Below are 21075 nucleotides of genomic sequence, written 5' to 3'. Positions count from 1 at the left end.
GCGCTCGACCGTCTGCCTGCAGGCGCTTCTTCTCATTTTAGGTGGCAGTAGCCAGCACTAGCTATCAGCTCAGACGGCACGCCGCCACTGCTGGCCAGCCTTATTTGTATTGTTGGCAGCAGCGATCGCGCTGACTGCCCTGATGGCCGGCATTTTGCTGCTGGCTCACCTAGGGGCTACGCCCTCGCTCTAGTCGAGCTCGTAGCCGAACGCGCGGTCGTCCACAGCGCGCATGTCCAAATCGGCGAGGCCGTACTCGGCCCAGCGGCGGTCCACTCGGGCTGCTACCTCGGGATCGGGCTCGAGCGGGGCGCTCCAGTCGCGATCGGTCTCGGGTGGGGCTTTGGTGGTGGCATCGATACCCATGCGAGCGCCCAGCCCGTCCTTTTCAGTAGCAAAGTCTAAGCTGTCGAACGGCGTGCGCGGCAGCACGAACGTATCGCGCCCCGGATCCACTTTGGAGCAAGTGGCCCAGACCACCTGGCGCGGGTCGCGCACGTTGATGGCTTTGTCCACCACGATGACGAATTTGGTGTAGGTAAACTGCGGTAGCGCGCTCCAAAACGCCAGCGCCGCCCGCCGAGCCTGCCCGGGGTAAGCCTTGTCAATAGAAATAATGGCAGCTTTGTAGCTCAGCGCATCCATGGGCAGGAAAAAGTCCACCAACTCCGAGACCTGCTGCCGCAGGATGGGCGTGTAAATGCGGTTGAGCGCGATCGCCACGATGGCCTCTTCTTTGGGCGGTCGCCCGCTAAAGGTGGTCAGATAAACCGGATCCTTGCGATGGGTCAGGCAGTGGAAGCGGATGGCGGGGGCCTGCTCCTGCTCGCCGTAGTAGCCCATGTGGTCCCCAAAGGGCCCATCCGGCAGCTCGTCGCCGGGCGCGATGGTGCCCTCTAGCACGAACTCGGCATCCGCCGGCACTTTCAGATCCACAGTCTTGCACTGGGCCAGCGGCACGCCCGAGCCGCCGTAGAGCCCGGCAAACAGCCACTCCGAGAGATCGAGCGGGATGGGGGTTGCCGCCGCCATCACCAGCAGCGGGTCCACCCCCAATGCCACCGCGACCTCGAGGTTTTGCCCCGCTTCGGCCGCCTTGCGCAGGTGCCGCGCGCCGCCGCGCACCGAAAGCCAGTGCACGGTCATGGCATCGCGCGACTGCAACTGCAGGCGGTAAATGCCCACGTTGGGCGTGCCGGTCTCGACATCCTTGGTAATGACCAAGCCCAGGGTGGCGATCTTGCCGGCGTCGCCGGGATGGGGCCGGATGAGCGGCAGCTGCCGCAGATCGAGATCTTCCCCCTGCCGTACAACCTGCTGGCAGGCCGGGAAAAAGGAACGGCCCGGTTGGGCTTTGGCGGCATCGAACAGCAGCTTGCCCAGCTCGAGCGCGTCAGTGGCCTTTTTGGGGGGCTTGGGTTGCTGCAGCGTGCCCAGTTTCTGGCCCAGGGCCTCCAGATCCTGCGGCGACTGCACTTGCATTGCCCAGCACACCCGCTCCAGCGTCCCCAGCACGTTGATCGCCACCGGATGCGAGGCGCCCTTGACGTTCTCGAACAGCAGCGCCGGCCCCCCGGCGCGCAACACGCGGTTGGCGATTTCGGCAATTTCCAAATCCGGATCAACGGGGGCATGGATGCATCGCAGTTGCCCCTGCGCCTCAAGCTGTTGGAGAAAGGCGCGCAGATCTCTGGCCATTGCTCGGGCTCCGCTCGACTGGCCCCAATTATGGCGGGTTCGCTCAAAGGGCCAGCAGCAAGCTGGCGGCAACGACAGCTAGCACCAGCAGCAGCCCGCGGTAACGGCGCCACCCCTGGCGGCCGGCAGCAGGGGCCGAGGCCGATAGGCGGTCGGGCAGCGGGTGCGGCCAGGGCTGCTCGCGATCCACAAACAGCGGGCAGCTGCGGGCGTAGGGGCGCTGCGGAAAGTTGCAGGTATCGTCAGCATGGTAGGCGCAGCGATCGCACAAAAACGCCCCTTCCGGGGCGCGGTACAGCGGAATGCCGGGATGCCCGTGCGCTTTAAGCGGCGCTTGGCAGCGCGGGCAGGTGACGGCTTGGGCGCTGACCGGAGACTGGCAGCGGTGGCAGGCCGGCATAGCGATCGCGGTGGGGACTGCCGGCCATGCTAGCGGGGCCGCTGGCGGTGCCTTCCAGCCGAGCTGTGCGATGATAGAAATACGAGGATGCGGGCAGCGAACTGCCGCTAGTGCCTTAACTCTGGGAGACCGGATGGATAGCGGGAACTGGATCAAGCAACTGCTCACAGTCGGGGTAGGCACGACCTCGCTGGTGGCCGAAAAAATGCAAGAGGTCAGCGAGCGTTGGGTGCGCGAAGGCCGCATCGACCCCGAGCAAGCCCGGGCGCTAGTCGACGACCTGATGCAGCGCTTGCAAGCTGACAGTGACAATTACGAACAAGAATTCGAGCGGCAAATGGAGCGCATGCTGCAAGATCTGGGCGTGGCACGCCAGGGCGAGCTGGACGAGTTGCGCGGGCGCATCGACCGCTTAGAACGCCAAATTCGGGATTTGGAGAACAAACGCTGGCGCTAAACTGGGGCCGGCCAAGCAACAGCAACGTATGCGCGGGATTCTTATCAGTTTGGGTGCCCTGGCGGCTTGCCTGTTGGTATTGTTGGGCGCTCAGCTCGCCAACAGCGGCAGCGATCGCGCCCTGGCCGCCGAATCACCTCCCACCAATACGCCGGGCTTCGAGGATTTGCCCACCATCGTCAACAGCAGCAACCTGGATCCCGATGCGGTCGTTACCACCGACTCGGGCTTAAAGTACGTCGACATTCGCCAAGGCGATGGTCCCAGTCCCGAACCAGGACAGACAGTGGTCGTTCACTACACCGGGACCCTCTCGGACGGCACGCAGTTCGATAGCTCGCGCGAGCGCAACAATCCGTTTTCGTTCAAGCTCGGGGCCAACCAGGTCGTTCCGGGCTGGGAAGAAGGCGTTGCCACCATGCGCGTCGGCGGGCGGCGCGAGCTCATCATTCCGCCCGAGCTGGGCTACGGCGAGAGCGGGGCCAGCAGCATCATCCCGCCCAATGCAACCCTGATTTTTGATGTCGAGCTGCTCGAGATCAAAGGCAAGCCCAACGGCAGCCAAAGCTCGGCTGACGCCAGCGGCCAAGGCAGCTAGCCGCCCCGCTTGCAGCGGCAGCGCCCGAGAGCCCGGGTGATAGCCTATAGAAAGGTGTATTGGCACAGGGAGCCTTTGTGACGGTCAGAGTCCGCATTGCCCCCAGCCCGACCGGCAAGCTGCACATCGGTACGGCCCGAACGGCGGTTTTTAACTGGCTGTTCGCCCGCCGCCATGGCGGCCGCTTTATCCTGCGCATTGAGGATACGGACCGGGAGCGCTCGCGCTCCGAGTTCACCGACGACATCCAGCAAGGGCTGCGCTGGCTGGGCCTGGATTGGGACGAAAGCCCGATCTTTCAATCGCAGCGCCTGGGGGCCTACCGGCAGGCCATCCAGACCCTGCTCGATCGCGGCTGGGCCTACCGCTGCTACTGCACCGAGGCCGAGCTCGAGCAGATGCGGGCCGCCCAGAAAGCGCGCGGCGAAGCCCCGCGCTACGACAACCGCCACCGCCACCTAACCCCCGAGCAGCGGGCCGCGTTTGAAGCTGAAGGCCGCCGCCCTGTCATCCGCTTCCAAATTGAGGACGAGCGCGAAATTCGCTGGCGCGATCGCATTCGCGGCGAGCTGCGCTGGCAGGGCAGCGACCTGGGCGGCGACATGGTCATTGCCCGCCCGGGCGATACCAGCGAGATCGGCCAGCCGCTCTACAACCTGGCGGCCGTGGTGGATGACATCGAACTGGCCATCACCCACGTCATTCGCGGCGAGGACCACATCGCCAACACCGCCAAGCAGATTTTGCTCTACGAAGCTTTGGCGGCAGCGCCGCCCGAATTCGCCCACACGCCGCTCATTCTGAGCATAGGCGGGCAAAAGCTCTCCAAGCGCGAGAACGTCACTGCCATCTCGCAGTTCCGGCAGATGGGCTTTGTCCCTGAGGCCCTAGCCAACTACATGGCGCTGCTGGGCTGGACGCCGCCCGATGCCACCCAAGAGCGCTTCACCCTAGCCCAAGCTACCGAGCAGTTCAGCCTGGAGCGCGTGAGCAAATCCGGTGCCAAATTTGACTGGAGCAGGCTGGATTGGCTCAACAGCCAGTACTTGCAACAGATGCCGCCCGAGCGGCTGACGGAGCTGCTCATTCCGTACTGGCAGCAAGCCGGCTACCGCTTCGATCCCAGCGCTGATCGCGAGTGGTTGCAGGGCATTGCCGCCCTCATTGCCTCCAGCCTCACCCGCTTGAGCGATGCCATCGAGCAGGCGCGCTCGTTTCTGGCCGATGCCATCGAGCTGAGCGAGGACGCCCGAGCCCAGCTGCAGCAACCGGGCGCCCGCGAGGCGCTGTCGGCGGTGGCCGAGGTACTGGCCCAGCGCGAGGCACTGACGGGAACTGAGGCGCAGGCCATCGTGCAGGAAGTCACCCAGGCGCAGGGGCTCAAAAAAGGCACAGTGATGCGATCGCTGCGAGCCGCGCTCACCGGCGAGGTTCGCGGGCACGATCTGATCCAGTCCTGGGTGCTGCTCCACCAGCGCGGGCTGGACCGCCAGCGCTTGCAAGCAGTCCTCGAGCGGCATCCCTCGCCTGCCTCATGAGCCAGGCGACCGCCTGGGGCGAAGGTAGTACAATGCCGGCGGATGGCACGAGGGCGTAGGCTTGGCATTCAAACTCGGCCTGCTGGGCCTGGGCACGGTCGGCAGTAGCGTTGTCGGGATCCTGGAAGCCCCCCAGGGGCGCCATCCACTGCTGCGCGAGTTCGAGATCCAGCGCGTCGGGGTGCGCTCGCTGGATAAAGCCCGCAGCGTCGAGCTGCCCCCCGATGTCCTGACCGACGATTTGGAAGGGATCGTTACCGATCCCGCCATTGATGCCATTGTCGAGCTCATGGGCGGGCTGGAGCCGGCGCGCTCGCTCATGCTGCAGGCCATCGAGCAGGGCAAGCACGTGGTCACGGCCAACAAAGCCGCGATCGCGCGCTACGGCGACGAAATTTTTGCCGCCGCCCATCGAGCCGGGGTTTACGTCTCACTCGAAGCGGCTGCCGGCGGCGGCATTCCCGTCATCCAGCCGCTCAAGCACGCCCTGAGCGCCAACCGCCTCCAGCGCGCCATCGGCATTGTCAACGGCACCACCAACTACATCCTGACCCAAATGGCGGCCCACAACGCCGACTTTGATGCAGTCTTGGCCGAGGCCCAGCAGTTGGGCTATGCCGAGGCCGATCCCAGCGCCGATGTGGACGGCTACGACGCGGCCGACAAACTGGCCATTCTGGCCTCGCTCGCCTTCGGCCAGAGCGTGCCGCTGGATGCCATCCATCGCGAGGGCATCGGCCAGGTGAGCGCTGCCGATATCAGCTACGCGGATCGGCTGGGGTTTGCCCTCAAGCTACTGGTGATCGCCCAGCGCGATGCCAGCGGCGAGCTGGAGGCGCGCGTGCACCCCACCCTAGTGCCCAAGGACTATCCGCTCGCCAGCATTGATGGCGTCGACAACGCCATCCTGATCGAGGGCGAGCCCATCGGGCAAGTGATGTTTTTCGGGCCGGGGGCCGGCAGCGGTCCCACCGCCAGCGCCGTCGTCTCGGACCTGATGAACGTTGCAGCCATCCTCAAAACCTGCGCCCCTCCCCAGGCGCTCCATCCGCTGCTGGGCACCCAGCCGCAGCCCCCAGCCTCAGTACAGCCCATAGAAGCGCTCGTCGCGCGCTTTTACGCGCGCTTGCTGTGCGTGGACCGCCCGGGCGTGCTCGGGCACATCGGGCATTGCTTCGGCCAGCACGCCGTTAGTTTGGAGTCCATCGTCCAGATCGACTTTCGCGATGGGCTGGCCGAAATCGTGGTCGTAACGCACCAAGTGCAAGAGCGCAACGTCCGCGCTGCCCTCACTGCCATTCAGGAGTCGGCCGCGCTGGAGCAGCTCAGCATTCCCAGCTTGCTGCGCGTGCTATCTGCTAGTTAAGCTTCGGCATCCGCGACCAAGGCAGGCTGGCGCTCGTCCGCCGCCAGCGGCAGGCCCAGCAGCGTCTTGTATGTCCCCGCGTACGCGCGCGCCGAGCGGTACCAGCTAAAGTCCTGCTGCATGCCGCGCTGCTGCAGCTGCTGCCAGCTCTGGGCGTGGGCGAAGCCCTCCCGGGTGCGGACCAGGCAGGTGTAGAGTGCCAGCGCGTCGTAGCCCTGGAAGCAGTACCCGGTCCCGGCGCCAGCAGCGGGATCGTGCGGCGCCACTGTATCCACCAGGCCGCCGGTGTGACGAACGATGGGGACGCAACCGTAGCGCATGGCCAACATTTGGCTGATGCCGCAGGGCTCAAAGCGCGAGGGCATGAGGAAAGCATCGCTGCCGGCATAGACCCACCGCGAGAGGCGGTCGTTGTAGAGCAGCTGCACGGCCATGCGGCCGGGATGGCGGGCGGCCAAATCCCAAAGCTGGGTCTCGTAGCGGGCCTCGCCCGTGCCCAAAACGGCGAATTGCGCGTCGGTGTAGGCCAGGAACCAGCCCAGGCTCTGCAGCACCAGATCGAGGCCTTTTTGCTCCACCAGCCGCGACACCATGCCGATGGTGAAGGTTTGGGGCTCGGCGCTCAGGCCGAACGCCGACTGCAGGGCCGCCTTGTTGGCCGCGCGCTGCTCCAGGGTCTGGGCCGTGTAGGGCTGCGGGATGTGATCGTCGCTTGCGGGGTCGAAGCTGACTGTGTCGATGCCGTTGACGATGCCGACCAGCTTGTCGCTTTGGGCGGCCAGCAGGGCATCCAGCGACTCGCCGTACTCAGGGGTTTGGATCTGGCGGGCGTAGGTGGGCGAGACCGTATTGATGCGATCGGCGTGGTGAATGGCCGCTGCCATGATGTTGTGGCCCTGCACCTCGCTCGGGAGCGAGACAAACTGCGCCAACCGCTCCCGGGTGGGGCCCTGGTAGGCCAGATTGTGGATGGTTAGGACTGTGGCGATCGCGGATGAGTGGCGCAGCCAAACGGGGATTGCCCCTGTATGCCAGTCGTGGCAGTGGACGATTTGCGGCTGCCAGTAGTGCCAGCAAAGCTCGGTGGCCGCACGTGCAAACAGTGTAAACCGCCAGCCTTCGTCGTCACCGTGATAAATGCGGCGGGGCTCAAAGGCTGCATGCCCCACCAGGTAGAGCGGTACCGTCGTCCCGGGCAGTACGGTCTCATAAACCCCAAATGCCTGCCCAAGCGCCCGACCTTGCCAGACTGGCGCTGCGGGAATGCTGAGCTCATCCGGCAAGAAGCCGTAATACGGCAAACAGATGCGGACATCGTGCCCCAGCTCCCTCAACACGCGGGGCAAAACGCCCACGACATCGCCCATGCCGCCGACTTTGGCGATGGGAGCAGCTTCGGCGGCAACAAACAGGATTTGCATGGTGTTGCTAGCTAGTAGCTGGGATCGCGCTCGATTTGGGCAAAAATGTCGTCCAAGATGGCTTTGGCGCCGCGATCGCGCAAGCGCACGGCCAGCTCGTACCCCAATCGCTCGGCGCTTTGGCGCGAGCCGCTGATGCTGTCCTGGATCAGCTGCTGGCCGTCCAGGCTCGCCACCATCCCTATCAGGGTCAGCGCTTCGCCATCGATGTGCGAGTTGACCCCAATGGGAACCTGGCAGCCGCCTTCCAGCTCGCGCAAAAACGCGCGCTCGGCCAGGGTGCGGTCGCGGGTAAGCGGGTCCTCGACGGCTTTGACCAGCGCCAGCGTCTCCGCATCGCCCTCGCAGCACTCCAGGCCCAGGGCGCCTTGTCCGACCGCGTGGAGGCAAAAGCGCGGCGGGATGACTTGCTGGATGCGATCGCTGCGCCCCAAGCGCTGCAAGCCCGCCACGGCCAGGATGATGGCATCGTAGTCGCCGGCATCGAGCTTGGCGAGCCGGGTGTTGAGGTTGCCGCGGACGTCTTTGAACTGCAGGTGCGGGAAGTGATAGCGCAGCTGGGCCAAGCGCCGCAGCGACGAGGTCCCCACGACGCAGCCTTCTGGTAGCGTCTCGATGGTGCAGTCGCGGTAAGCCTCGCGCACCAGCAGCGCATCGCCGGGGTCGACGCGCTCGGTAATGCTGCCAATGACCAGCCCCTCCGGCAGCTGGGTGGGCAGGTCCTTGAGCGAGTGAACGGCCAGCGCCAGGCGGCCATCGAGCAGGGCCAGCTCCAGCTCCTTGGTAAACAGGCCCTTATCGCCAATTTTGGATAGGGCGACGTTTTGGATGTTGTCGCCCTGGGTGCTCATGGCCTCGACCTCAAACGCCCGCTCCGGGAACTGGGCCTGCAAGCGCTGCTGCACCCAATCCGTTTGCGCCCGGGCCAGCTTGCTTTTGCGAGTGCCGATGCGAACGGCCGGACTGGCAGCGGAGGTCATGGCGTTGCTGAGATCGCGCGGGCCGGTAGGGGCATTGTGACACGAGCGCCGCTTGCCGCCCTTACAGGCCCAAGATCAGGCGTGCCAGATAAAAATAAATCAGCACGCCCAGCACATCGACGGCCGTGGTGATAAACGGCGCCGACATCAGTGCCGGATCCAGGCCGATGGCGCGGAACAGAAACGGCAGGGCCGAGCCCGCCCCCGAGGCCAGGATGGCGATGGCAAACAAACTGGCGCCTACCGACACGGCCACTGGCAGCTCATTTTGCAACCAGAACGCCCATCCCAGGGCGAGCGCGCCCAGCATGGTTCCCAACAGCGCGCCCACCAGGATCTCGCGGGCGACGACCTGCAGCGGCCCCAAATCGCGGACCTCGTCCGTGTTGATGCCGCGGATGACCACGGTTGAGGACTGGGCGCCAACGTTGCCGCCAGTGCCGATTAGCAGCGGGATGAAGGCGGCCAACCCCACCACTTGCTGCAAGACCGCTTGTTGGGACTGAATGATCTGGCTGGTGAGGCTATTGGTCAACAGCAGCGCCAGCAGCCAGACAACGCGCTTGCCAGCCGCTGCCCCAGGGTGGGTCTGGAAGTAGCTATCGCCGGCCGATTGCACGCCGCCCAAGGTATAGATGTCCTCGGTGGTTTCTTGCTCTAGAACGTCAATGACGTCATCGACCGTAATGACGCCCACCAGGCGCTGCTCGCGATCGACCACGGGCAGCGCCAGCAAATCGTAGCGCTGGATCAGCCGCGCGGCTTCTTCCTGGTCCGTATCGGTTTGCACCGAGACCAAATCGCGGGTGACGATGTCGCCAACGGGGGTCTCGGGATCAGCCAGCACCAGGTCTCGCAGCGACACGATTCCGGACAGCTGCCGGGCGGCATCGGTGACATAGAGCGAATAAACCGTTTCCGAGGCGCTGGCCAAGTTGCGGATTCGCTCCAGGGACTGGGCGACCGTCCAAGTGTCTTTGAGCGAGATGTACTCGGGCGTCATCAGCCGCCCGGCCGTATCCTCGGGATAGCCCAGCAGCTGTGCGGTGGCCTGGCGCTCTTGGGCGCTGAGCTGGCTCAGCAGGCGCCGAACCACTTTGGCCGGGAGTTCGTCGAACAGCTTCACTCGGTCGTCGGGCGACATGCGCTCGACCAGATCGATGACTTCTTGCCGCTTGAACTCTTGGATCAGTCCCTGCTGAACGCTGGTGTCAAGGTTTTCGTAAACTTCAATCGCTTTGCCTTTGGGCAGCAGGCGGAACGCGATCGCCTGCCACGATTCGGGAAGCGCCTCGATGGCCTCGGCAACGTCGATGGGCTGGACGGGAACCAGCAGGGATTTGACCCCCTGCCAGTTCTCTTGCTCCAGCATGCTTTGCAGCTGCTCGCTCACCAGCTGCCGCAGCTCCTCGCGCGAGGTCGTTTGCAGCGAATCCAGCCGTTCGGTCACGTTGCCCCCCTCGCTGGCAGCGCGCGCTAGCGGCAGTCCCAGCTATCTCGCTTGGGAATTGGTGCGGCCAGGCTGGCCCCTACAGCTTGGCATTGTAGAGGGTTGTCTCGGCGCCGTTGCTCACCCCAGCAGGCGGCCCAGCAGCATGCCCAGGCGAACCCCAACTGCGCCCAGTGTGGCGCTCCCCAACCAGTAGCAGCCGGCGATCACAGCGCCGCGATCGCGCCACAGCGCCAAGCTCTCAAGCTCGTAGCTGGAAAAGGTGGTGTAGGCGCCCAAAAACCCCGTCCCCACCAGCAGCCGCAGCTCGGGGGCAATGTCGTTGGTCCGCACTAGTGCCGCCGCTACCAACAGTCCCATGGCCAGGCAGCCCGAGAGGTTGACGGCTGCGGTGCCGTAGGGAAAGCTGCCGCCCAATCGCTGCGCGAACCACAGCGTGAGGTAGTGCCGGCTCAAGGCACCGGCGGCGGCGCCCAGCGCGATCGCCAGGGGCGGGCGCCAAGCGGGGTCGAGGGGCATGGCAATCAGTGGCGGGCAGCAGCGATCGGGGCCGTGCAGGCCCAAGCGAAGGTAGCTCCGAATGCTAGCAGCTCGCTCCCATCGGCGGCAGCAGACGGGGGAATAGGATGGAGGTGAATCCTTTGCCGATACCATGAGAGGTGAAGCCGTATGAACCAAGGACCCGAGACGCCTCAGGAGCAGGCCCCCATTCAAGTCAGCGATCGCACCGATCGCTTGGTGGAGCAGAACATGCCGGAAGCCACCGAGCAAGCGCGGGCCGAGACCAAAAACCTCATCGAGACCGTGACGCGCAAAGCGCAATCGGAGGCGCAAAAGGCCGGCGAGCTGGCCTTGGATAACTATCTGGAGGCCATCCGCCGGACCCGGCAAGAGATCGAGTCGGCCGAGTTGTTCGATCCCGACCGCATCGAGCAAAGTTTCCAGCTGCTGCAACAAGACGCCCAGCAAAATTGGGAGTCGCTGGTGCAGGAGTTCAACGAGTTTGGCGATCGCCTCAACGAGGCAGCCCGCGCTGCTTGGGACGCCCTAACCCAGCCCCGCTCGGGCAGCTAACGCTAGGCCCCATTTGGCTGTTCCGGATCGGCATGCTGGCGCGCTTGCTGGCCGCGCTGGTTGGCAAGCGCATTGCGCCGCAGCATGCGCGGCTTGACACGGCGTAGGGCCGAGCCGCGGAAGCGCCGATCCCACTCGCGGTCTGAGATTTGGGCTAGCTCGCTCAGCTTGAGTGCCACGTTTTCCAGGCGCGGGTAAAAATCGGCCACATCCGTTGCTTGGGCAAAGCTTTGGTTCCAGGGGCAAACGTCCTGGCAGATGTCGCACCCGGCCACCCAGCCTTCTAGGTGGGGCTCGATCCACTGCGGCAGCACCTCCGAGCGGTTCTCGATGGTGTGGTAGGCGATGCAGCGATTGGCATCGACCACAAAGGGCTGCGTAATGGCATCGGTGGGGCACGCTTCCAGGCAGCGCGTGCAGCTGCCGCAGTGCTCGGTGTGCGGCCGATCGGCGCTGAGCGCCAGATCGGTCAGGACCTCGCCCAAAAACACCCAGCTGCCGTACTCGCGCGTAATGAGGTTGCCGTTTTTGGCAATCCAGCCCAATCCGGCCTGCTGCGCCCACACCTTGTCCTGAACGGGGCCCGTATCGCAGTAGTAGCGCGCCCGGGCACCGCCGCCCTGCTCCTGCAGCCAACTGGCTAGGGCCTTGAGCTTTTTGTCCATGATCTTGTGGTAGTCCCGCCCCCAGGCGTAGCGCGAGATTTTGGCAGCGTCCTCGCCCTTGGGGTGGGATTGGGGCGTGTAGTAGTTGAGGGCGACGCAGATGACCGAGCGGACCTCCGGCAGGCACCGGTGCACGTCAAAGCGCTTGGGATTCTCCATCCAGTGCATGTCGGCATGGTACTGCTGCGCCAGCCAGTGCCGCAGGTGCTGGACGGCCTGGCTTAGCTCGGCGGCATCGGCAGGGGCAACGCCGACTTTGTGGAATCCCAAGGCCCGAGCTTGGTTTTCGAGCGCAGTACGGGTGACTGGCACCGGAGCGATCGCCGCGTGCGAACGGATAAGTACCATCTAGATAGCACTTAAGCCAGCGTGCTACAAGATGGGTTTGCATTTCTTAATAAAAAGTTGCATAATGTAACTGCATTCAGCGAAGGGCCCCAACGGCCGCCCTCGGACTGAAATCGCCGAAGCACTCTGCCAACCAGCCATGACCTACACCACGCCTGCCACCCCAACCGCCAATACCAACCTCGAGACACCTGTCGCCGCAACGACGGCCCAAATCCGGCGCCTGAGCGTCGACGATCGGCTCGCACTGCTCTGGTATGTCTATACCGATATGGGCCAATTCGTTACACCGGCTGCACCCGGCGCTGCCCGCTTGCAGCTTGCCCAAGGCCTGCTGGAGCAATTCGAGCGCATGTCTTACCAGGAGCAGCTGCAGGCCATGCGCGATCTGGATCGCAACGCCAATACCCCCATCTGCCGCGCCTACGGCATCCTGAGCGCCAACACGCAGCTGGCCTTCTGGTACCAGCTTGCCCAGTGGATGCGCCAGGGCAAAGTCGTACCCATGCCAGCCGACCATCAAACGAGCGCCGAGGTTCGCAGCGCTCGCTACGCCATCCGCAACCTGGAATTCGGCCAGCAGCTGACCGTTCTGCGCAACGCGGTCGCCACCATGGGCAACGATCCGCTAGTCCAGTAACCGCACGGACCTGCTGGCAGCGCCGTCACCTTGCCGGCAGGTCTGCTTGCTTGCAGCCGCGCCACCGCCAACGATAACCATGACTGAAGCGACAACCGCCGGCGAGCCCGCCGTTACCGAGCTCGAAGAGCCCACCCTCGAGCGCTACTTCCGCACCTTCAACGCCGGCCAATTTGAGGCCACGGCCCAGCTTTCTCATCCCGATGGCGTGCTGCAGCCGCCGCTCGATGACCCTCAGGCTGGCCGCACGGCGATCGCGGCCTATTTAAACGCCGAAGCCCAAGGCATGCAGGCCTACCCGCGCCAAGCCACCCTGGAAGCGAGTGACGGGCACGGGGTGCGCGTGGGCGGCTACGTGCAAACGCCGCTGCTTGGCGTCAACGTTGCCTGGGTATTTTCGCTGCTACCCGACGGCCAAATTGCGCGCGCCGAGATTAAGCTCCTCGCTGCCCTGCAAGAACTGTTCGAGCGCGGCGCCGCGCCAACGGGTTAGCCCACCGGGCTGGCTTGAGCCCACGTTTGGCTCAACTGGCGGCGGCCCAGCTCGCAGTCGCGTTGGGAGGGCTGCCAGTCCGGGTGGCCGGCCATGAGCAAACTCTCCAGCGTTTCGCGATCGAAGAGGTGCCAGACCAGCGCGCCGGCGAGCGTCGTTTCGATTGCGTAGCAATTTGGAGCGATGCAGTGCAGGGTGCAGCGCTCGGCCGCGCGCTCGAGCGTTAGCTGCTGTTGCGGCGCCAGGGCCCGAAAGGCCCGGACGGTTTGCCTCCACTCGGCCAACGAGGTGGCGTGCAAGCCGGGGATGGCCGTTGCAAACGTCGGGTCGCCGTTGGCCTCAATCCAGTAATAGCGTGCTGGATCGATCCCCTGCAGCCACGGTCCTTCATCATCCAAGCGGTACCGCGGGGCCAGCACGAGCAAATCTGCCATAACGATTGACCGAAATTGCCTTGAGATGAAGACGATCCTGCCTTATACCCCCCTCAAACTCATATTCTTTAGCAATCGCGGCACTCGCTTCAATAAAATTTAATACAAATTAATGCGGGGCAGCTCAGCGGCGCCTGCTATCGGTGAATAAGTTGGTGAACATCATGAGCAAGCCGCCGATGGTGATCGCCAGCGCCAAGCCGGCAGCAGCCCAGTTGGCCCAGTCGCTATTTTCCATCCCAGCCTCGGTGTGGTTGGCCAATTACGCCCGGCGAGCGTCCCTTGCGCCAGCTGGCGCGCTGGGTAAGGGACCGCCCGCCGACCCCTGCTATTGCTTGCGGAAGTGAAAGATGCCCCAAGCCATGTAGCCGCTTTGGCCGCCATTGACCCAGTGACGCAGGCCCTCTTTCATCCGGTCGATGTAGGCCTGGCTTACGCCCGCCTGGCGCACTTCCTGCTCGCGGCGCATCAGTTCTTGGCGCACCCGGCCGTAGTGGTTGGTGAGCTGATGGGTGCGCTCGTCGAAGGCAAGTTCTTCCAAGCCCAGCTTGCGCGCCTGCTCGCGATAGAAGCCTGGCGAGCCCAAACTGTCCAGATGGATGCGCTCCAGGATGGGTTGCAGCACCCCTTCCGGGCAATTATCGGTTTGCATGGGATCGGTAAAGATAAACTCACCGCCGCTTCGCAGCACGCGAGTCACCTCGGCCAGGACGCGGGCGTGATCGCCGCTGTGTAGGAACGAATCCTGCGACCAAACGATGTCGAAGCTGCCGTCCGCGTATGGGAGGTCGGTGAAGTCGCCGTCGACGACATCGATGAGGTGGTCTAGCCCCTGCTCGCGGTTTTTGACGCGATCGCGCTCGTTTTCCACCTCGCTGAGGTTGAGCGCCACGCAGGGGCAACCGTAGGTCCGGGCAAGGTAGCGGACCGAGCCGCCGTAGCCGGCCCCAACGTCAATAACGCGCGAGTTGGGACCGAGGATCTGCAGCATCTCGGCCATGCGCTCGACCGTGCGGTGGCTGGCATCAGCAATGGGCTCGTTTTGGGACTGGTAGAGCCCAACGTGGATGTCTTCGCCGCCCCAGATGGTGTAGTAGAAATTGTCGGCGTCGTTGCTGTTGTAGTACTGGCGGGCCGTATCGACGACGGCATCGGCTGATTCGCTCATGGTTGGCAGTGCTCCTTAAGGCATCGGCGGCCAACCGAGCGGTCTGCCGGTCGCGGTGCGGCAGCTGGGAGCCCCGGACCGGCACTGGCAACCGCTCGGTTAGTCCTGAGACTAGGCCGACGGTTGCTTGGTTGCAACGTGGATGAAAAAGTCCGGATCGTCTTGGTGGTAGGTCTCTTGGAAGTCGCCGTAGGTTTTGACCTCTTGAAAGCCTACCTCGTAGAGCAGGCGCCGCGTGTAGTCTTTGCGCAGCGGGTACATGTTGAGGTTGAAAACGGACTTGTCGGGGAACTCGTATCGGAAGCGCGCAAGGCCGTCATCGACGTACTCGGGCTCGGCTTTAACGTTCTCGCCGCAGTAGTAGTAGGTGTGCTTGGTGTCGTAACGGCCGTCGAGGATGGAGTCATAGTTGCGCTGGTCGACGATCAGCACGCCGTCGTGGTTGAGCACGGCATAAAACTCGGCCAGCGCTTTGCGCCGATCCTGCTCGGAGAACAGGTGGGTAAAGGAGTTCCCCAGGCAGATGGCGGCATCGAAGCGCTCGTGGATGTCTTTAGTCAGCCAGCGCCAGTCCGCGTGGACGGTTCGCAGGATCTGGTTGCAGTGGGTGGCATTCTCGAAGGCTTTGACCAGCATCTCGACGCTGCCATCGGCACTGGCCACATCAAAGCCGGCCTCAAGCAGGCGAATGGAATGGAAGCCCGTGCCGGCTGCCGCATCGAGCACGCGCCTTGCGCCGTGGTTTTTGAGGGTTTCGATAAAGAAATACCCTTCGCTGGTGGCCCGAGCCTCCCAGTTGATGAGCTGATCCCACTTCTCGACAAAGTTTTGGATGTATTCATTGGCGTAATGGTCGCTGTCCCGAACGGCCGTGGGATCGGTGCCGTAGTCCTGCACCTGTTGGCCGTTTTTGGGCAGGTTCATTTGCGGTAGGTTCATGGTTTGCCTCGCGGAGTTCGCTAGCTTCCCAAAACAGGATTGAGCGATCCCGACCGAGCCGAATGCGCGCCGCTCGCGCATGGGCGGCCGTTGGGCGGCATCGCAGCGCAGAGCATCCTGCTTGGCCGCTGCCATTTCACGCACTGGGGCGATGGCCGGGACCGAGCGCACGGGCAATCGCGCCCTGGGAAGCAGGTGTTTGCTAGCGGGCGTCGGTTGGGCACCGTTCGCCTGCTGGCAACCTCGATCATTAAACCCCGTTGGGCGCCCCAATGTCCAGCGCCGGTTGCGGCGGGAGCGCTGCATCGTTCCCAGGCGGGGCGGCAAGCGCGCTCTCACCTCAGCTCCCCCGATCCCCGCAGCCTCATTCGAATTTGGGCGGTGCTTGCATCGTATAAACCTCGGTCTGCTGCGCGATCGCGCGCCGCAGGTAGGCAGGCGTTTGCAGCAGCCCCAACAAGGCCGTACCGTCCAACATTCGCAGCCCGCCGCTGGTTTGCTCGGCCAGCAGGCGATCCACAGCGTCCGGATCGGGGCGGGTGGGAATGGTCTCGGCCGAGCCCAGCACAAAACCCCAAGGCGAGGCAAAGGTGGGAACGTAGGAGGTATAGGACCAAAAGTGCGGAAAGACAGCCCCCACCGTGTTGGCCAAGCGGGCGTGCAGGGTGAGCTTAGGGGGGGCGACGGGCCCAGCCTGAATGACAAAAAAACCGCCTGGGGCAAGCGCATTGCGGACGCGCTCGAAATACTCGCGGGTAAACAGCTGGAAGGAGGGGCCCTCCTCAATGGGATCGGAGAGGTCCGAGATGATAAGGTCCCACGGTTGCTCGGTGCCTTCCAAAACGGCGATGGCATCGCCAATGTGCAGCTCAAGGCGCGGATCCTCAAAGGCATTGGCGTGCATCTCGCCCAGATGCTCGCGGCAGGCTTCGACGACCTCGCCATCAATATCGACCATCAAAACACGCTCGACCGACTGCCAGCGCAGCACTTCCCGGATGGTGGCGCCTTCGCCGCCGCCCAGCACCAGCACGCGGCGCGGCCCGCCCTGGGCGATCGCGGCCGGATGGACCAGCGCTTCGTGGTAGAGGAACTCGTCGCCGGTGCAGGACTGCCACTTGCCATCGAGGACTAGCGCCTTACCGTAGGCCCCCGTCTCGACCACGTACATGTCCTGATAGGCCGTTTGCTTGTGCGCCAGTACCCGCGTAATGCCGTGCGCGTAAATGTCCCAGGCCGTCAGGTATTCGCTGAGCCAGAAATCGGCTTGGAGCTTGCCGCCAGCCATGGCGCGATCGCTATTGCGCTAGAGTTCGCCTCGGGCATCCTATCGGTCTGGGGCGGTTAAGCGCGCTCGATGCGACCGGCTTCGACGGTCAGTACCTGCGAGTCGCGCTGCCACTGCACATCAAACGCTTGCAGGTGGGTGGCCGTTATGAGGGTCTGAAAGCGCGCTTGGATGGCTGCCAGCAGCCGATCCTGGCGCTCGGGATCCAGCTCGGCCAAAACGTCATCGAGCAACAGCAGCGGTGGCTCGCCCACAATTTGCTCGATCAGCTGCAGCTCGGCCAGCTTGAGCGACAGCACCAGGGTGCGCTGCTGTCCCTGCGAGCCGTACTGCCGGGCAGGGATGCCATCGAGGGTCAGCGCAATTTCATCGCGGTGCGGCCCCACCACCGTCCGGCCTTGGTGCATCTCGGCCTCGCGCCGCTGCGCGATGCGCTCGCCAATGGCGCGCCGCACGCTATCCGGATCCCCCTCCGGCGGATAGCTGACGTTGGGCGTGTAGGCAACTGCCAACGCTTCGCGCGCGTTGCTGATGCTGGCGTGCCAGTCCCGGGCCAGCGGGGCCAGGCGCTGCAAGATGCGAGCGCGGCGGCCCATGAGGCGCGCGCCATTGGCCGTTAGCTGCGCGTCCCAAGCCGCCAGGCGGTCTTGCCAATCCGGGCTGGCGCTCGCGGGGCGCTCTTGCGCGGCGCGCGCCCGGCGCAGTTCTTGCAGCAGCGCGTTGCGCTGCCGCAGCACGCGGTTGTATTGCTGCAGCAGGTGCGCGTAGACCGGCTCGAGCTGGACCAGCAAGGCATCCAGCCAGCGACGGCGGACCTCGGGTCTGCCGCGGACCAGCTCCAAATCCAAATTGGAAAAGGTGACCGCATTGAGCGAGCCTAAGAAATCGAGCTGCCGCTGCAAGGACTGGCCGTTGAGGCTAGCCGTGCGCCGCCCGCGCTTGCGCAGCGTCAGGGCCAGCTCGAGCGGGCCGAATGCGCGCTGGGCGCTTGCCTCAATGCGGGCGGCTGGGGCGTCTTGATGGACCAGGTCGCCATCGCGGGCGGCGCGGTTGCTTTTGAGCGTTGCCAGCAGCTCGATGGCCTCCAGCAGGTTGGATTTGCCCTGGGCGTTTTTGCCCACCAAAATCGTTTTTTGCGCGTCGAAGCCCACGCGCCCCTCGCGGTAATTGCGGAATTGCTGTAGGGACAGCTCGTGCAAGAACATGGCCGCTTCCCTCGCCAAACCCAGGGGCAGGCGCAGCGCCCCGATGGTAAATGGCACGATTGGGGACATACGCCAGCCCCCAAGCCCCCATGGAAGTCATTCCGGCTATCGATTTGCTCGGCGGCCGCTGCGTGCGGCTCTATCAGGGCGATCGCGCGCAAGCGCAAACCTACGGCGAGGATCCGGTAGCCGTGGCCCGGCAGTGGGTTGAAGCGGGGGCAACGCGGCTGCATACCGTCGATTTGGATGGCGCCGAGCGAGGCCATCCGGTCAATCAGGACGCCATTGCCGCGATCGCGCGCGCCGTTGCGGTGCCCGTTCAGGTCGGCGGCGGATTGCGTGATCGCGACAGCGTGGCCCGACTCCTTGAGGCCGGTGCGGTGCGCGCCATTTTGGGGACGGCTGCCATCGAGCAGCCGGGGGTCGTCTGCGCGCTCTGCCAGGCGTTCCCGGGCCAGATTGCCGCCAGCATCGACGCACGCAACGGCCGGGTGGCGGCGCACGGTTGGTTGGAGACCACCGAGGTGAGCGCGATCAAGCTGGCCCAGCAGCTGCAGGCACTGGGGGTAGCTGCCATCGTCTATACCGACATCCAGCGCGATGGAACGCTGAGCGGGCCCAACCTCGAGGCCCTGCGCGCGCTGGCTGCGGCCATCGAGGTGCCGGCGATCGCCTCGGGCGGGGTCAGCTCGGTGGCGGACTTGCTCGATTTGGCTGCGCTCGAGCCCCTGGGCCTGAGTGGGGCAATCGTCGGCCGCGCGCTCTACACCGGTGACGTATCGCTGCCGGAGGCGCTGCAAGCGGTTGGGCCGGGGCGCTGGCAGGACGTCCCTGCCGACACCGAACCGCCAGCGTGGGCTTAGCTGCCTGGTGGCACGCCCTGCAGCAGGCTCGTGCCACCCCACACTAGCGACGCGACGATCGCCGCTGACAGCGCTGCGCTAACCGTACAGATGGCCAGGCCCATGAGGCCGATGGCGCCGTCATCTTCAAACAAGCCGAACCCGGTCACGAAAATGCCAATGGAGGGCAGCGTATTGGTCAGCGGAATGGGGACCATCATGGAAGCTGCCATCAGCGCGATGGCGCCGCCGAGCGCCATGCGACCGGGCGGACTGGTACAAACAAAGCTCAGCCGGGGCCGCGCTACAGCTTCAATGCGCTGCAGCCAGGGCAGCCCCTGCCGGGTCCAGTGCCGGGCGCGCTCGAGCTCGATGCTGTAGTTGCGGACGCGCTGGGGCAGCCACGGCAGTTTGGCTCCCCAAGCTAGCTGTAAGGCTAGCAGCAACAGCACGGCCCCAAACGGAATGGCATAGCCCGGGGCCGGAACCGGTAGGGCCGAAGGCAGCGCCAGCGCGACAAAAAGCAGCCCAAAGGTGCGCTCTTGGGTCAGTGCTAGGAGCTCCTGCAGCTGGACCTGCGGCAGCCGCTGTTGCTGAAAGAAAAAACGCTGCAGCTCGGCTGACAGTCGCGCCATGGGAGCTTCGGTTGGCTGGCGATTGCGGGAGCAGGCGACTGCAATGCGGGGGAGCTAACCGTCCCCCGCAAGGCCTGCCTCAATCGGTACCTTCGCTCCAGGAGTTCATGTACTGGGTCTGTTTTTGGCTGAGCTCATCGCGCCGGATGCCCATGGCGCGCAGCTTCAGGCGCGCGATCTCGGCATCGACATCGCGCGGGATGGAGTGCACGCGATGCTCGAGCTGCCCTTGGTTTTTCACCAGGTACTCGCTGGCCAGCGCCTGGTTGGCAAAGCTCATGTCCATCACGGCGCTGGGATGCCCCTCGGCCGAGGCGAGGTTGATCAAGCGGCCTTCGCCCAGCACCACGATGGAGTTGCCATTGGGCAGCACGTACTGCTCGGTAAACGGCCGGACCTCATTGATCTCGTTCACTTGGGAGCGCAGCGATTCGAGGTCGATCTCGATGTCGAAGTGGCCGGCGTTGCAGACAATCGCGCCGTCTTTCATGTGCTTGAAGTGCTCGCCGTGGATGACGTGCTTGTTGCCAGTGACCGTGACGAACACATCCCCTAGGGCAGCGGCGTCGTCCATGGGCATGACGCGAAAGCCATCCATGACAGCTTCCAGCGCCCGGACATCGTCGACCTCGGTAACGACGACGTTGGCCCCCATGCCGCGCCCGCGCATGGCAACGCCTTTACCGCACCAGCCGTAGCCGGCAACCACCAGCGTCTTGCCCGCCAGCAGCGTGTTGGTCGCCCGCAGGATGCCGTCGATGGTGGATTGGCCGGTGCCGTAGCGATTGTCGAAAAAGTGCTTGGTGTCCGCGTCGTTGACGTTCATGGAGGGGAACGCCAGAACGCCGTCGTTGACCATCGCTTGCAGGCGATTGATCCCGGTTGTGGTTTCTTCGGTCGTCCCCACGATGTCGCCGATCTGGTTCTGGCGCTCCTGAATCAGGGTGGCGGTGACATCGCCGCCGTCATCGATGATGATGTTGGGGCGGTGATCCAGCGAGACGTTGACGTGGCGGTGGAAGGTCTCGTTGTCCTCGCCTTTGATGGCAAACACCGGGATACCCCAATCGGCCACGAGGCTGGCGGCTACTTCGTCTTGGGTCGAGAGCGGATTGCTGGCGATCAGCAACGCGTCCGCGCCCCCTGCCTGCAGCGCGATGGCCAGATTGGCTGTTTCGGCAGTGACGTGGCAGCAGGCCGTCAGTCGGATGCCTTCTAGGGGTTTGGGAGGCGATACGGTACCACGACCACCGCTACTACCAGGAGGCGGACCCGGTGATCCCCGACCGGACGTACGACACGCTGTTCGACCGCCTGGAGACGCTCGAGGAGTCGTCCGGCCGCCGCTCGGAGACCAGCCCGACCCGGCGCGTCGGGGGAGCGCCGGTGGACGGGCTGGCAGCTTACAATTTGGACGTATCGGTCGGTGGGCAAGT

The 21075-nt window shown here is 64.6% G+C and carries 22 protein-coding genes; 8 read left to right on the top strand and 14 right to left on the bottom strand.

The annotated features are described in order from the left end of the window. Positions 1-189: 189 nt before the first annotated feature. Positions 190-1698 carry a UbiD family decarboxylase gene (locus tag BRC58_02560; GenBank protein PSP18870.1) on the bottom strand — a complete coding sequence of 503 codons (1509 nt, stop codon included), beginning with the start codon at positions 1696-1698 and terminating at the stop codon, positions 190-192. 43 nt (positions 1699-1741) lie between these two features. Continuing rightward, positions 1742-2098 (bottom strand): hypothetical protein, encoded by a 357-nt coding sequence (locus BRC58_02555; GenBank protein ID PSP18869.1) that lies wholly within the window; start codon positions 2096-2098, stop codon positions 1742-1744. 133 nt (positions 2099-2231) lie between these two features. Here BRC58_02555 and BRC58_02550 point away from each other — a divergent pair, with 133 nt between their 5' ends. The 4 genes from BRC58_02550 (at position 2232) to BRC58_02535 (ending at position 6057) form a co-directional block, all read left to right on the top strand. After that, positions 2232-2555 carry a hypothetical protein gene (locus tag BRC58_02550; GenBank protein ID PSP18868.1) on the top strand — a complete coding sequence of 108 codons (324 nt, stop codon included), beginning with the start codon at positions 2232-2234 and terminating at the stop codon, positions 2553-2555. A 28-nt stretch (positions 2556-2583) separates the two neighbouring features. After that, positions 2584-3153 carry a peptidylprolyl isomerase gene (locus BRC58_02545; protein PSP18867.1) on the top strand — a complete coding sequence of 190 codons (570 nt, stop codon included), beginning with the start codon at positions 2584-2586 and terminating at the stop codon, positions 3151-3153. A 77-nt stretch (positions 3154-3230) separates the two neighbouring features. Beyond that, positions 3231-4691 carry a glutamate--tRNA ligase gene (locus BRC58_02540; protein ID PSP18866.1) on the top strand — a complete coding sequence of 487 codons (1461 nt, stop codon included), beginning with the start codon at positions 3231-3233 and terminating at the stop codon, positions 4689-4691. 61 nt (positions 4692-4752) lie between these two features. Next, the gene (locus BRC58_02535) at positions 4753-6057 is read left to right on the top strand and encodes a homoserine dehydrogenase (GenBank protein ID PSP18865.1); all 1305 of its coding nucleotides are present in this window, start codon (positions 4753-4755) and stop codon (positions 6055-6057) included. On the opposite strand, the gene BRC58_02530 is transcribed toward BRC58_02535, so the two are convergent. The 4 genes from BRC58_02530 to crcB all read right to left on the bottom strand — a co-directional run bounded on the left by BRC58_02530 (position 6054) and on the right by crcB (position 10427). Next, entirely contained in the window at positions 6054-7478 is a 1425-nt protein-coding gene (locus BRC58_02530; GenBank protein PSP18864.1) for a glycogen synthase GlgA, read from the bottom strand. The genes BRC58_02535 and BRC58_02530 overlap by 4 nt on opposite strands. A gap of 11 nt (positions 7479-7489) precedes the next feature. Then, positions 7490-8458 carry a hydroxymethylbilane synthase gene (locus tag BRC58_02525; GenBank protein PSP18863.1) on the bottom strand — a complete coding sequence of 323 codons (969 nt, stop codon included), beginning with the start codon at positions 8456-8458 and terminating at the stop codon, positions 7490-7492. 61 nt (positions 8459-8519) lie between these two features. Then, positions 8520-9908: a magnesium transporter gene (gene mgtE, locus BRC58_02520; GenBank protein PSP18862.1), complete on the bottom strand. Its 1389-nt coding sequence runs from the start codon at positions 9906-9908 to the stop codon at positions 8520-8522. A 120-nt stretch (positions 9909-10028) separates the two neighbouring features. After that, positions 10029-10427, bottom strand: a complete 399-nt coding sequence (gene crcB, locus BRC58_02515; GenBank protein PSP18884.1) for a fluoride efflux transporter CrcB — start codon at positions 10425-10427, stop codon at positions 10029-10031. A gap of 150 nt (positions 10428-10577) precedes the next feature. Between crcB and BRC58_02510 the strand changes: the two genes are divergently transcribed. Continuing rightward, positions 10578-10982, top strand: a complete 405-nt coding sequence (locus BRC58_02510; protein PSP18861.1) for a hypothetical protein — start codon at positions 10578-10580, stop codon at positions 10980-10982. A gap of 2 nt (positions 10983-10984) precedes the next feature. Here BRC58_02510 and queG read toward each other — a convergent pair whose 3' ends face one another. Next, entirely contained in the window at positions 10985-11995 is a 1011-nt protein-coding gene (queG, locus tag BRC58_02505; GenBank protein PSP18860.1) for a tRNA epoxyqueuosine(34) reductase QueG, read from the bottom strand. A gap of 139 nt (positions 11996-12134) precedes the next feature. Between queG and BRC58_02500 the strand changes: the two genes are divergently transcribed. Both BRC58_02500 and BRC58_02495 read left to right on the top strand, forming a co-directional pair. Further along, positions 12135-12635: an Orange carotenoid protein gene (locus BRC58_02500; protein PSP18859.1), complete on the top strand. Its 501-nt coding sequence runs from the start codon at positions 12135-12137 to the stop codon at positions 12633-12635. A 79-nt stretch (positions 12636-12714) separates the two neighbouring features. After that, the gene (locus BRC58_02495) at positions 12715-13128 is read left to right on the top strand and encodes a nuclear transport factor 2 (protein ID PSP18858.1); all 414 of its coding nucleotides are present in this window, start codon (positions 12715-12717) and stop codon (positions 13126-13128) included. On the opposite strand, the gene BRC58_02490 is transcribed toward BRC58_02495, so the two are convergent. The 5 genes from BRC58_02490 to BRC58_02470 all read right to left on the bottom strand — a co-directional run bounded on the left by BRC58_02490 (position 13125) and on the right by BRC58_02470 (position 18162). Next, positions 13125-13562, bottom strand: a complete 438-nt coding sequence (locus BRC58_02490; protein ID PSP18857.1) for a hypothetical protein — start codon at positions 13560-13562, stop codon at positions 13125-13127. The two genes, BRC58_02495 and BRC58_02490, sit on opposite strands and share 4 nt — an antisense overlap. A 328-nt stretch (positions 13563-13890) precedes the next feature. Further along, complete coding sequence (locus BRC58_02485; protein PSP18856.1) at positions 13891-14730, bottom strand: SAM-dependent methyltransferase; 840 nt, start codon at positions 14728-14730, stop codon at positions 13891-13893. Positions 14731-14841: 111 nt separating this feature from the next. Continuing rightward, positions 14842-15654 carry an SAM-dependent methyltransferase gene (locus BRC58_02480; protein ID PSP18883.1) on the bottom strand — a complete coding sequence of 271 codons (813 nt, stop codon included), beginning with the start codon at positions 15652-15654 and terminating at the stop codon, positions 14842-14844. A gap of 379 nt (positions 15655-16033) precedes the next feature. Next, a complete protein-coding gene (locus tag BRC58_02475) occupies positions 16034-16957 on the bottom strand; it encodes a spermidine synthase (GenBank protein ID PSP18855.1) in 924 nt (307 codons plus the stop codon). A 56-nt stretch (positions 16958-17013) separates the two neighbouring features. Beyond that, positions 17014-18162, bottom strand: a complete 1149-nt coding sequence (locus BRC58_02470; protein PSP18882.1) for a DNA replication/repair protein RecF — start codon at positions 18160-18162, stop codon at positions 17014-17016. A gap of 89 nt (positions 18163-18251) precedes the next feature. On the opposite strand from BRC58_02470, the gene hisA reads away from it, so the two are divergent. Continuing rightward, a complete protein-coding gene (hisA, locus tag BRC58_02465; protein ID PSP18854.1) occupies positions 18252-19025 on the top strand; it encodes a 1-(5-phosphoribosyl)-5-[(5-phosphoribosylamino)methylideneamino]imidazole-4-carboxamide isomerase in 774 nt (257 codons plus the stop codon). On the opposite strand, the gene BRC58_02460 is transcribed toward hisA, so the two are convergent. Both BRC58_02460 and BRC58_02455 read right to left on the bottom strand, forming a co-directional pair. Further along, positions 19022-19639, bottom strand: coding sequence for a hypothetical protein (locus BRC58_02460; protein ID PSP18853.1), 618 nt, complete (start codon positions 19637-19639; stop codon positions 19022-19024). The two genes, hisA and BRC58_02460, sit on opposite strands and share 4 nt — an antisense overlap. A 79-nt stretch (positions 19640-19718) precedes the next feature. After that, complete coding sequence (locus tag BRC58_02455) at positions 19719-21041, bottom strand: adenosylhomocysteinase (GenBank protein PSP18852.1); 1323 nt, start codon at positions 21039-21041, stop codon at positions 19719-19721. Positions 21042-21075 lie beyond the last annotated feature (34 nt).

This window comes from Cyanobacteria bacterium QS_8_64_29 (assembly GCA_003022125.1).
Taxonomy (GTDB): Bacteria; Cyanobacteriota; Cyanobacteriia; order Cyanobacteriales; family Rubidibacteraceae; genus QS-8-64-29.
Note: the sequence above shows the minus strand (reverse complement) of the source record. Positions and strands in the feature narration are given on the sequence as shown.